The sequence below is a fragment of the Arthrobacter sp. TJ-265 genome (assembly GCF_058269135.1).
In genome coordinates this window covers 124940-136527 of record NZ_JBZCND010000002.1, presented here as the reverse complement: position 1 = coordinate 136527, position 11588 = coordinate 124940, and the positions used below count along the sequence as shown (strand labels likewise).

At 60.5% G+C, this 11588-nt stretch carries 8 protein-coding genes; 5 read left to right on the top strand and 3 right to left on the bottom strand.

Going from position 1 to position 11588, the window contains the following annotated elements:
* Window positions 1-182: 182 nt before the first annotated feature.
* On the top strand, window positions 183-725 hold the full coding sequence (locus AC4D2E_RS09235; RefSeq protein WP_490952414.1) for an LPXTG cell wall anchor domain-containing protein: 543 nt from the start codon (window positions 183-185) through the stop codon (window positions 723-725).
* Window positions 726-1030: 305 nt separating this feature from the next.
* Here AC4D2E_RS09235 and AC4D2E_RS09230 read toward each other — a convergent pair whose 3' ends face one another.
* From AC4D2E_RS09230 to AC4D2E_RS09220, 3 genes are all read right to left on the bottom strand, one after another.
* Complete coding sequence (locus AC4D2E_RS09230; RefSeq protein WP_490952413.1) at window positions 1031-2722, bottom strand: DUF4012 domain-containing protein; 1692 nt, start codon at window positions 2720-2722, stop codon at window positions 1031-1033.
* 250 nt (window positions 2723-2972) lie between these two features.
* Window positions 2973-4385, bottom strand: coding sequence for a sugar transferase (locus AC4D2E_RS09225; protein WP_490952412.1), 1413 nt, complete (start codon window positions 4383-4385; stop codon window positions 2973-2975).
* Window positions 4386-4444: 59 nt separating this feature from the next.
* Entirely contained in the window at window positions 4445-5920 is a 1476-nt protein-coding gene (locus AC4D2E_RS09220; RefSeq protein WP_490952707.1) for a tyrosine-protein kinase domain-containing protein, read from the bottom strand.
* 652 nt (window positions 5921-6572) lie between these two features.
* On the opposite strand from AC4D2E_RS09220, the gene AC4D2E_RS09215 reads away from it, so the two are divergent.
* From AC4D2E_RS09215 to AC4D2E_RS09200, 4 genes are all read left to right on the top strand, one after another.
* Complete coding sequence (locus AC4D2E_RS09215) at window positions 6573-7610, top strand: hypothetical protein (protein ID WP_490952411.1); 1038 nt, start codon at window positions 6573-6575, stop codon at window positions 7608-7610.
* The gene (locus AC4D2E_RS09210; protein ID WP_490952410.1) at window positions 7607-8662 is read left to right on the top strand and encodes a glycosyltransferase; all 1056 of its coding nucleotides are present in this window, start codon (window positions 7607-7609) and stop codon (window positions 8660-8662) included. Before AC4D2E_RS09215 ends, AC4D2E_RS09210 begins: the two co-directional genes overlap by 4 nt.
* Window position 8663: 1 nt before the next feature.
* Window positions 8664-9758 carry a glycosyltransferase family 4 protein gene (locus AC4D2E_RS09205; protein WP_490952409.1) on the top strand — a complete coding sequence of 365 codons (1095 nt, stop codon included), beginning with the start codon at window positions 8664-8666 and terminating at the stop codon, window positions 9756-9758.
* Window positions 9759-9887: 129 nt separating this feature from the next.
* Window positions 9888-11069 (top strand): hypothetical protein, encoded by a 1182-nt coding sequence (locus AC4D2E_RS09200; protein WP_490952408.1) that lies wholly within the window; start codon window positions 9888-9890, stop codon window positions 11067-11069.
* Window positions 11070-11588 lie beyond the last annotated feature (519 nt).

The following is an 11588-nucleotide window of genomic DNA, read 5'->3' as shown; positions in this document are numbered from 1 at the left end:
TACTCGCAGAAAGAGCGGGTCCCGGATCGGGGCCAGCGGCAAAGGAGTCTTCCTGAGACCAAGACTCCGTCCCCAGCTGCCGCTGGCCTCTTCCAAGGAGTGAACCTTAGGCATTTGGGGAACAAAGTCGGCAGTCTCGTCCGTCAGTCTTATCTCATTCTTATCTCTTATGGGGAGCCATCATGCGCAAAATCGCCTCCGTCCTGGCAATTGCCGGAACAATCACTCTCCTGGGAGCAAGTGCGGGGACGGCCGCTCCCCCGACCGACTCCTACGTCTCCGCTGCCACGGGCGCTGTCAGCGACGCCGCCATCGCGCCGGGCGGAATCGTGGTCTTCGCCGGCCCCGCCGGAGTTTTCACCGACAGCGAGCAGATCGACATCACCGTGACGTCCGCCGACGGGTCCTCGTTCCCCGGCGGTAGCACCACGGCTCGTCCGGATGGCACCTTCGCCGTCTCCGTGACCATCGCAGAGGAGGGCTCCTATACGCTGACCGCCACCGGCCGCACCTCGAAGAAGACCGTGACGGCGATGGTGAATGTCGATGACGATAACGCTGCAACCGGCACCACGGCCGGCACCACCACCGCGTCCGCAGCGGGTGGCCTGGCCATCACCGGCGTCGACTCGGCCATGCTCCTTTGGGGCGCCGCGGGCATCGGGGCGCTCGGCCTGGGTGCCGGCAGCATCGTGGTGGCTCGTCGGCGTTCCGCCGAGACGTGACCCGCGTACCGCTGAACACCTCGAGAGCCGGGCCGGAGCATATGCTTCGGCCCGGCTTTTTTGGTGTCCGTCGTTCGAAATAAAAACTGCCGGTCAATTCGAGCAGAAACTGACGCACAAATACTCGCTCACTATGGCTCCCTGCCGAATGAGTCGAACCAGCCGGAGGACTACTTGAAACGAGAGGGACTTTCTCTCGCCAATTCGCAGCGGAGCGTTCAGAGGAGAAGGGGTCCGTCCTTCTGATAGGACGATGTGACGCAGTGTCGATCTCGCGCAGCCGGTCAACTGCCTCGTCGTCCGGATCAGCCGCAGGGCTCCCGGCCCTCGGCCGGCAGGAGGACGTCGGCAGGATTCTGCACGGTGGGGGTCACATCCACCATGGGTTCGGTTTCCTGCACCACTTTGGAGAAGTCCATCTCCAGGGTGGCTGATTCTCCCGGGCCGAGTTCCGAAGTGAGGATGCCGACCGGCCGGTTGCCGTGCGCGAAGGATCCGATCGGCGCATCCTCTCCATTGATCCTCGCCTGCTGCAGGATCGCCTGTGCTGGGCCGTAACTCACAGTATTGGTCCTTACACGTCCAGGGTCGACGCCGAAAAGTCCATCGCCGGTGACGTACGCCGGCAAGCTCGTCGCCGCGTCCGCAGGGGCCATGTTGGTCAGTGTCACCTTGACGGTGTACAGGGAGTACCCGTCCCCCGGGCAGCTCTTCACGAGCTGCACGGTCCGACGCACGTAGTAGTCCATCTTCGCGCCCGTGCCGTCATTGAAATACACCCCGAACGCCGCCCCGCCGACCGTGGGGCCGACGGCTGCGCCCGCCAGGTTGGTCTGGGCGAGGACGGCCTGCTCCTCGGAGGTCGCGGACCACACGTACAGGCGGCCCTGCTCGGCGCTCATCACCACGGCGTCGATGAGCTGTGTACTGTCTCCCTGCACGTTCGTGAGGGCACTGAACACCTTGCTTGCCACGGCGGCGAAGTACTCGTCCTGCAGCGCCGGCTCCTCGATCTCGGCATACACATCCGAGAGGAGGGTGGGCACCACGTTGGTGGAATCGAGCGCCGTAGGCAGCTCGGTCTGCGAAAGCAAGGCCTCGACGGCGGGATCCTCGAACTCGCCGAGTTCCACCGGGCCCGTGGCCCGGAGGATGTTCGCCAGCACTAGGGGGTCCAGGGCTATCACTCCGTCGATCTGGGAGCCCGGGCGACGGACCTCCCACATCTGCTCCGCCGTGGATGCCGCCGTGGGGAAGTCGGGAGTCAGATTCACGCTCTGCATGAACGTACCCATGCGGTAGGAGTAGATCAGTTCCTGCTCGGGGGCTACCGGAACTGCCGGGTCGAACCGTCCCAACTCGCCGGCGCTGCCTTGGTCGGTCAGGGAGATCCGTCCGTTCTCGACGGTGAGGACAACCAACGCACCGGGGATCCCGCCGGTTGCGCGGACCTCAGCGTTGTTCTGCACCAGCACCAGGTAGTCACGGGGCTCCTCGGCGCCCAGCATGGAGGGCAGCAACTGAGCGGCGTGGGACGCCCCGTTGATGGGCCCACGCGCGTCGCCGAGTGCTTCGACAGCATCCTTCAATGGGCCGGCAATTTGTGGCAGGAGCCCGGAGCGGTCGATCCCCTCGAGCCGGTCGTAGGATAGTTCGACGGTGGTGGCTGCCGCGGAAAGGGTTGGTGCGATTTCGGCGAGGGGAGCGGTGTCGATCCGCCCGTCCACAGGGGTCAGGGCCTTCCAGTCCAGCGCAGCGAATGTGTCGGTCATGGGCACAACGGCGCGGTTCACCACGTCATCCGCGGAGACGGTCACCTCGGAGATTGCGCTGAAGTTCTGGCCGACGAACGGTAGGAACCCGGCGGCTTTCCACAGCGGGTCCGCGCTGGCCACGCGGGCCGCGGTCGTGTGCTCTCTCAGTGCCGCTGTGGTTGTGCTGGCGCGCTCGGTGTCACGCCCGACGACGGACGCCTGAAGCTCGGGCACGAGGGTCATGCTGCTTTCGAGGTTGCTGCGGATCTGCTGCGCGCGGTGCGCCAACCATGCGCCACACACGGCGACAATCAAGAGTGCGATTCCGGCGCTCAGCATGACCCGTCGAAACACTGGCCGGCCGGATCCCGGAGAGCGCTGCGTGTTGGTTTTCGGCGCATGTGTCCCTGCTGCCGTGTCGCTGCTCGGTGTCACTCACGGGTCCTATCGTGCGGCACGCCCGTCCATAGGGGTGCGGGTGAACGCTCGGGGGTCAGACCGCGCCGTGGCCCGCGAAGACCGCCCTGAAGGTCTTGAGAAGAATGACAATGTCCTGCACCAGCGACCAGTTCTCCACATAGTACAAGTCGAGCTTGATGGACTCCTCCCACGTGAGGTTGGACCGCCCGCTGACCTGCCAGAGACCGCTCATCCCTGGACTGACATAGAGTCGGCGGTGAGCGGCGTCGTCATACAACGCCACCTCGCCTGCACGCTGAGGTCGCGGACCGACGAGGCTCATACTCCCGCGGAGAACGTTGAACAGTTGGGGGAGCTCATCGAGCGAGTACTTGCGGAGAACTTTGCCGATGCTGGTGATGCGGGGATCATCCTTGACCTTGAACAGGGGTTTGTCCGCACTGCCCTGAGACGCGAGGAGCGTGGCAAGCTGCGCGTCGGCGTCCTGTTTCATCGAGCGGAACTTGAACATGTTGAAGGTGGCCCCGTCCACTCCGATGCGTTCCTGGGTGTAGAACACCGGGCCCGGGCTGTTCAGCTTTACGAGGACCGCGAGAATCAGCAGGACCGGTGACAGAACGACGAGCAGCGCTGCGCTGCCGGTCACGTCGAACAGGCGTTTGAGGACACGCGATCCGCCGGTCAGTTTCGGCGTCGACACGTGCACGAGTGGCAGCCCTGCAACCGGCTGCGTGTGGATGCGAGGCCCGGCGATATCGGTCAGCGCCGGGGCGAGAATCAGACGGGTCTCGTGCGCAGCGAGGGCCCACCCAAGTCTACGCAGGACGTCGGGATCTAGATCGGAACCAGCGGAAACGGCAACGGAGTCCGCCCTGCAGGCAGCGATGGCTTGCATGATCGACTCAACGTCCGAGCCCGATCCGACGACGGCGATGTCCGGATTCGCGCGCAACTGACCGCTACTGCCGCTTGTCACATACGCCGCGACCGGGTTGTAGCCAGCGAGGGGGTTCTTGCGCAAAGAGGTAGCCAAGTGATCGATGGCATTGGCCCCTCCGACGATCAGGATCTGGGAGGAACTCTTGCCATGCCGGCGCTCCCCGCTGAGAATCTGACGGACCATCCATCGGGCGATGAGCAGGCCAATCACTCCTGCGGGTAGGGCCAGGCCCACATATCCTCGTGCGGTGTCATACCGGAAGGCGTAGGAGAGGATAGCGATGAGGCCGAACAGCCAGAGCGAAGCCCCGAAGACCCGCTTGTATTCCTCAGCACCCGATCCTAGGACGTGGGGACTCCGCGTGTCCCAAGCGCCGAGCATCATCCACCACCCGATGCTGAGGACCACGCTGAACACCGCATAGGTCTGGAGCGGTTCGGCTCCTGTGTCATCCACCAGGCCGAACCGGATGAGGAAGGCCCCGGCAGTGGCCCAGAGGACTACGACAGCGTCGATAACGGCGAGGCGCCGCGGGTAGCGCCTCATCCAGGTGCGACCGTCTCCCGCAGTGTGCTCCTTCCCCAAAGCGGGAGCGTCACGCAGCACTAGTCGTGTGCCGGTCGGCGTAGGGCATGCGGCTTCAGGCTGACTACGTCCTCGAGGTGAACCCGTTGGGGTGCGGCTGTCGTGACCGGTGCAGCGAGCTGATCCTTTGGAGCAAGGTGAGAATCCGGATGGGAATCGTATGAGTAGTAGCTGTAGCCGTACGCGTCAGGGCCCTTGGCAGGCAGGAAGTTCATCACCACTCCGAGCAGATCCGCGTTCACCATATCCAGGCTCCCGAGCGACTTCTGCAGATCCGGAAGTCTCACTTTCGAGGACCCGATCACCAGCAATACGCCGCCCACCTGCTGAGCGAGAACTGCCGCGTCGGTCACAGGGAGTAGGGGAGGAGCATCGATGATGACGGCATCGAAGTTCTCCTCGAGCCTTGATATCAGGCGCTTCATCGCATCGGATCCCAGCAGTTCGCTCGGATTGGGCGGAATCTGTCCGGCCGTGAGGATATACAGCTCGTCTGTCCCCCAAGGCTGCAGGAGGTCTTCGACATCGGCTTGCCCGACCAGGGCTGTGGTGAGTCCCGCGTTCCGCTCGAGCCCCAGATACTCATCCACGCGAGGACGGCGAAGGTCCGCGTCGACCAGCACGACCGACTGGCCGGCCTGGGCGATGGCGATGGCCAGATTGGTGGCGGTCGTGCTCTTCCCTTCACCGGGAAGTGAAGACGTCACGAGCACGGCCTTCGACTTGTGGCTCACGTGTGCGAACTGCAGGTTCGTGCGGATCTGACGGAATGATTCCGCGCGCCGACTTTGTGGAGCTACCTGCGTGATCAAGGGTTTCTTCACTGCGTCGGGGTCGAAAGAGACACCGCCGAGCACGGGCGCTGCGGTGACCTTCCGCACGTGCCCCTCGCCCCTTACTTTCGAGTCCAGGGTGGAGCGCAAGATGGCCAACCCCATGCCGGCGAAAAGACCGACGAGGATGCCAGTAACGAGGTACAAAGGAATGTTCGGCGACGACGGAATGGTCGGAGCGGCTGCTGGGGTTATCACTGAGACTCGCACCGTACTCTCAGTGCCTTCGGCGCCGCTCTCAAGAGATTCGACTGCCGACACCAGGCTCTCCGACACCCCTTGAGCGATTGCCGCCGCCTGCATGGGTGATCGATCACTCGCGGTGATATCCAGAAGCACCGTGTTCGGGTTGGAGGAAGCAGAAACAACCTGCGCTAACTCGGCGGGGCTCAAGTCCAAGCCCAGTGAATCGATCACGGGCTGAAGGACCAGCGGCGTTGTCGCAGTTTCTGCATAGGACTGCACCCGCGCCTGGGTGAAGGAGTTCCCCTGCTGCAGTTCCGCTACTGAACCCGAGCTCTGAGTTGCCACGAACAGCCTCGTCTTGGCTTCGTAGCTAGATGGTAGAGCGAACCCGACAAGTGCAGCGAGCAGCAGTCCGACAATGGCCAGTATCGAGACGACCCTCCAGTTCCGCCTCAGCAGACGGAAGTAGTCATGCAAATTCAAGAGTCGAGACCTTCCTGGTACTAACCTGCCTAGCCGGCGTCGAACGCCAGTGTAACGCTCAATCCGAGCGTATGTACTGAATGCGTAGCAGCTGATTTTCGAGTGACGAGCAGAACAGCTGTGTCCGTTCTGCCGACAACGTGGGCGGAGACAGCAGTTGTCCACCTCTCGAGACCACGTGTCCTACTCTTGATTTCTGAACTCTCAACGTGCCACTCCACAACTACTGACTCGGGGTTTTCACATGCGCGGTATCGTCCGGCATGTGACTCACCACAGGACACTCGACTAGCTTCGACCAGCGCTCCTCATTCGGCGTCACTGCTCGGCAGGTCGCTTCCAAGATTTTCAGAACACCGGACAACCGGAAGGCGGCGAGCCCGAATGAGAATGCCAGCTCAGATGGAGACCTCGATGGACGGGCAAACTGATCTGGGACACAGATTGTGTCCTGAGCAGGGCCCCCGACGCGTTGCGCTCCGCTCGAGCGTAGTCGGTTCGCGCATGTACGCCGATACATACCAGACTCGAACGAAGACGAGATCAAAATTTGAACGCGTGTGATTCCGGAGCCGAGAAAGTGGTCCAACAAAGCAGGTCCACGAAGATCCGCGGCGTCGACGAATACGGGGTCACGTTCATCTTGATGGCTACCATCGTGGCAGGTCTGTACGTCGTTATCCTCCGGTTCGAGATCGTACCGCCCCATTTCTCCTACGACGGGTTGAAGATACAGCGACTTGCGCAGGCAGCCATAACCCATTACGAAGATCAGTCGTACGGCTTGGTGGCCGCATTCTATGCGAACATGGGACTGGCTCACTATCCAACGCTCGCCGGGATCGTCGGATACGCCCTCGGCGTCGCAGCAATCGTGCGCGCCCTGCGCGGCAGTTCTCAAACTAGATCTCTAGTACTTGCGGTCGCATTGTCGGCACTGGCAATCATGTTGAGTGCCGTCTATCTCGGCTATTACTCCAAGGACGTTTTCGTCCTGCCAATCGTTCTCATGGCTCTTTCTGAGGCCAGATCCAGCCGTGCTACGAATATTCTTGTCGTGAGCGGAATGTTCTTATACGGATACTTCTTCCGTCAATACTGGATTCTCGTCGGTATAGCTTTCGTGGTGTATATCCTGGTCCTGCCCAAGTTGCGGAACCTCGGACTGGTCGTGGCGTTTGTCCTCTCAGGCGTCTGTACGCTCAGCTTTGCGATATTCTTCGTTCTAGGGATGGCGCCTGACGGCTACCGAAACCTGGTGAACGAGGATCGCGTGGGGACTGAAGATGCCAGCACTGCTATTCTTCCGTTCACCCAAATTCCCCAGCCCCTCGGTGGCGTCGTCAACAACATCCTCACCGCAGTATCCTTCGCTGTTCCGATTCCCCTGATTGCACTGGGTGGCGCGTACTACGCGCTGGTCGCCGTCGTCTTCGTGATTATCTGGGCCTCCTTGATCAGAGGTGTGTCCTGCATGTTGACCGATCTGAAGTCGAATATTCAACCCAGCGGCGGACGTGTGCGGGCACTCTGTTTCACCCTGGCTTTCGTCACGGTGCAGGCCGTCTTCGAACCGGACTTCGGATCGGCCCTTCGTCATCTGACGCCGCTGCTACCTCTCGTCGTCCATCTTGTTGCAAGTAGTGCACGGGCGGATCGAGGTTCGAGGAAGGGTGTGTCATGAAGGTACTTCACGTTGTCGAGAGTTTCGGAGGGGGAACAGCGACTGCCATTCGAGCATATGCTGCCGCTGTTCCGGAGGTGGCCCACCACCTGCTCATGTCCGAGCGAGCGGGGTCGTCCCAATCTGAACCGACTGATTCAGCAATCTTCGATTCGATCGACAAATTCGACGGGGTTCGACCACGGAGTGTTCTCGATATTCGTCGAGTAGTCGGCAGGGTCGAGCCGGATGTGATCCACGTACACTCCAGCTTCGCCGCTTTCCTGGTCAGAGTCTCGATCATGTCCCGAACAAATCGTCCGATCATTTATACGCCTCATTGTTACTCTTTCGAGCGGACTGACCTGAACCTGATGCGGAAGGTCCCGTTCGTGCTGATTGAGGCGGCACTGAGTCTGAACACGGCAGTTGTCGCTGGATGTTCGCCGCGCGAGTTGATCCTTGCTCGGCGACTTCGCGCCCGGCAACGAATAGTCTACGTCCCAGGTATCGCGGGAAAGCGTTTTGTCGACGACGAGAAGGGAACGGGTCCGCGTCGCGCAGGAGCCAGTGACGGCCGACCGGTTGTGGTGATGGCGGGGCGGATCAGCAAGCAGAAAGATCCAGATTTCTTTGTCGACGTCGTCGCCGAGATGCGGCGAACGCGACCTGTGGACGCCCGTTGGATAGGCGGCGGCAATCCGGAGCTCCAGTCGATACTGAAGCGGAACAACATATCAGTGACGGGTTGGCTGTCCGCAGAGGAGACGTGTACTGCTCTTCGTCGGGCGGATCTGTATGTTCACTGCGCAAGCTGGGAAGGCATGCCTCTGACAATGCTCGAAGCCCACGCCGCAGATAAACCTATTGTCTATCGGAGAGTTCCGTCGCTAAACTGGCTCGATGATATTCACGGCGCAGATGACTTCAAGTCTCTTGCGGCCAAGGCCCTTGCCGTACTCGGCGGACGCAAAACGATGAGCCGCAATATCGAAGACTGGGGACGCATCTTCCACGATAACGTGGCATCGAGTCAGAGCTCGGCTCTGAGAAAAGCCTACGGTATCGACTGACATGCCTACGAAACTCCTGATCATCCATTGGGGCACGACAGGTGGGGGCCCCAAATTCACCTACGACATGGCGCGAGGCATCGAAAATGTTGGCGGAGTCGATCTTTTTGCCTCCGTCAGTCGGGATGCGGATAACTTCAGTGAGTGGGAGGCGCTACGTCTTCGACTACTGCCGGTGCGGACCTACCGCACAAGACTGTCTTTCCTCACCGGGCTGATTCGTCTTCCGTTCGAGGTTCTTCGACTGAGGCGCTTTATTCTGGCGAACGAAATTACGCACGTCTACTCAGGAATGCTTCATATCTGGCAATCGCTCACCCTCCGGGCCTGGCTTCCGAGGGATGTGGCCTACATTGCGTCGGTCCATGATGGTTCAGAACATCCTGGCGACGAACATATCCTCCGGCGACTCTGCATGCGGTCCGAAATTGCTCGTGCGTCGACGGTAGTGACTTATTCCTCGCACGTGCAGCAGATCGTCGGCAGACAACTAGCCTCCGCCTCCAAAGCGGTTCTTTTCGTGCCGATGGGCATCGATACGAACACCGGCATTCCGAGGCCGGCGGTGAGTGCTCGCACGACAGTGGTCGGCTTCTTTGGCCGGCTCGTGAAGTATAAGGGGCTCGACCTGTTCGTCGACGCTGTTCGTATTCTCCGTGAGCAGGGGTACGACGTGCGCGGGAAGGTTTACGGATCCGGAGAGGTGCGATCCCAACTGAGGCGCTCCTCGGACGGCTTCATCGATTGGAATATCGGTTGGGTGGCGAAGGAGGACGTCAGTCTTACACTCGAGGGTTTCGACATCCTCGCTCTCCCTTACGTCGAGGCAAGCCAGTCGGGAGTGGTGTCGGTCGCTGCATCCCTTGGCCTGCCGATCGTGGCGACGCCCGTGGGGGGGCTGGCCGAGCAAATTCTGCGCAGTGGGTCTGGTGTTGTCGCGCCAGACGTCACTGCAGATGGTATCGCCTCCGCTATCAGAGGCTTGATGGACGATCCCGGTCGATACGAGGCGATCTCGAGATCAGGAATAGGGGCCGTGCGCAACGGGAACGGGTGGGTCGATAGCGCTCGGGTGCTTCTGGAACTGGCTGTTTGAACGTCAGATCGTCCCGCCTGTCAACTTTCAGTATGTATTCGTGGAGAAAGCATAAAGTAGAACCACGAGCGAGGTCTGCCACTGGAGGCGGGTCTAGCTCCGCTGAAATTCTGCAGTTCAGTATTGCGGATGCACGCCAAGAAAGGTGGTTCATTGCGACACCGTTCGCAGCACGTCGTAGCACTGTCCGTCAATGCTGTTTCTGCAACAGCAGTGCAGCTACTGGCCATTCTGCACCTGACTCCGCTGGAGTATGGAAAGTTCTCGCTTGTCTACATCCTTTACGCAGCCGGCGTATCAGCGGTGCACGCGGTGGTTTGCGATACCTGGCTGAGGTCAGCGAAACGCCAGATCGTTTCTTCGTGGCGCCAGTATTCTACAGCATTGACCAGTCTCGTGACGATCATAACCATATCCGTTGCCGCGCTGCTGACCGTTCTCCAATTCGGCTCGGCAGTCATTTGGGTGTCAATCGCAATATTCTCGAATTTGTGTCGCCTCGGCGCTCGCTACCATGCAGTTGCCTTTGACCAACATCGATATGTCGCCCCGGCAGATGCCGCTGGATTCATTGCGACTGCGGCGAGTTTCTTTCCCCTGAAGGATCTTTTGGGCCCCTTTGAAGCCGTCCTCGCCTCCTGGGCTCTCGGTGGCATCGTTGCCCTGCTTGGGTCCAAGAGAATAGCAGCGGAGCCCCGGGCACTGAGGAGTTGGTTCAAGGCGAACGTCTCCTCCATCAAAACCCTCGGAGTCGACGCAATCCTCGTCGATGCAACAGCAATCGGAGTACCTCTAATGATCGCGCCGCTCCTTGGCACGATCAATTTCGGCATTTATCGGAGTATGTCGAGCACAGCCATACCTGTCAGGTTGGTACTGAACCCGCTGCGGCCGAAGGTTATGTCCCGTTCTGCCAACTATTTCTTCGAGAAGAGCCGGTTCTTCGTGGTTCTGGGTGTAGCGCTTCTGCTGGGGGCGGCTGTTTGGCTCGCGCTATGGATGGTGCACACCGGGGGTTATTTCGAAGGCGGCATCCTTGCGGCCCTAAGTGTGTTCGCCTTGCCTGCCGCCATATACGTGTCGGGTAGTTTCGTAAGCACACTGTTCTACATCAGCAATAGGTCACACCTGGCAAACAAAGTATTGGTTGCAGTCGGAATTGTCCAATTGGTTGTAGCCGTCGGACTGCCTATCGCCGGCTTCCTGCTCGGCGGGCTACCGGTGCTCGTCTGGGCTTTCGCGCTCACGTCGTGTTTGCATGCGTGCATCCACTCCTGGATTGCTTTTCACTATTCTGGCGCCGGCGAGTGACGCCGCCGCACCTACTTCTGGAAATCTGGCGTGGCAGTCTGTAGACGCTTCGGGCCGATCACCGTAGTCCGCATGAAGTAGGTGAGGTCCCGTCGGAGCTGGTGGGCGCCACCACGCGGAGGTAGGTATCTGCCTATTCGGCGACTCAATGCGTCGGCTGTGGATCGTAGTACGGCAAAGAGTACTGACCTGTTGCATCTCGATCGTGTCCGAACACGGCTTCCTGGCGGTGCTTGGGAGTTCTGCAATCGAGCGGAGAGTTGCGGACATGTAGGCGGGGTGAGATGCAGGTCAGTTGCTTTCGCCTTGCGGGCCCGCGAAGCAAGTAGTCACCGCAAAAACGTAGGTAAGTACTACCCGTGTTGGTTGCCTAGGCCATCTCTAGGTTGTGGGAAGAAGACCCATAACTGTTGGGGATCTGATTCGGGCGATACGTCTCCGACTCACGTAGTCCCTGTCCACGGTATGGCCTTCCGCCCGGGTCGGGTACCCGGGTATGTCACTCAATTCGAGGACCCC

What these genes read in the sequence shown, in the direction of transcription:
- AC4D2E_RS09205 (WP_490952409.1), top strand. Translation starts at nt 8,664, where the DNA reads ATGCCTACGAAACTCCTGATCATCCATTGGGGCACGACAGGTGGGGGC.
- AC4D2E_RS09215 (WP_490952411.1), top strand. Translation starts at nt 6,573, where the DNA reads ATGGCTACCATCGTGGCAGGTCTGTACGTCGTTATCCTCCGGTTCGAG.
- AC4D2E_RS09200 (WP_490952408.1), top strand. Translation starts at nt 9,888, where the DNA reads ATGCACGCCAAGAAAGGTGGTTCATTGCGACACCGTTCGCAGCACGTC.
- AC4D2E_RS09210 (WP_490952410.1), top strand. Translation starts at nt 7,607, where the DNA reads ATGAAGGTACTTCACGTTGTCGAGAGTTTCGGAGGGGGAACAGCGACT.
- AC4D2E_RS09230 (WP_490952413.1), bottom strand. Translation starts at nt 2,722, where the DNA reads ATGACCCTCGTGCCCGAGCTTCAGGCGTCCGTCGTCGGGCGTGACACC.
- AC4D2E_RS09225 (WP_490952412.1), bottom strand. Translation starts at nt 4,385, where the DNA reads ATGAGGCGCTACCCGCGGCGCCTCGCCGTTATCGACGCTGTCGTAGTC.
- AC4D2E_RS09235 (WP_490952414.1), top strand. Translation starts at nt 183, where the DNA reads ATGCGCAAAATCGCCTCCGTCCTGGCAATTGCCGGAACAATCACTCTC.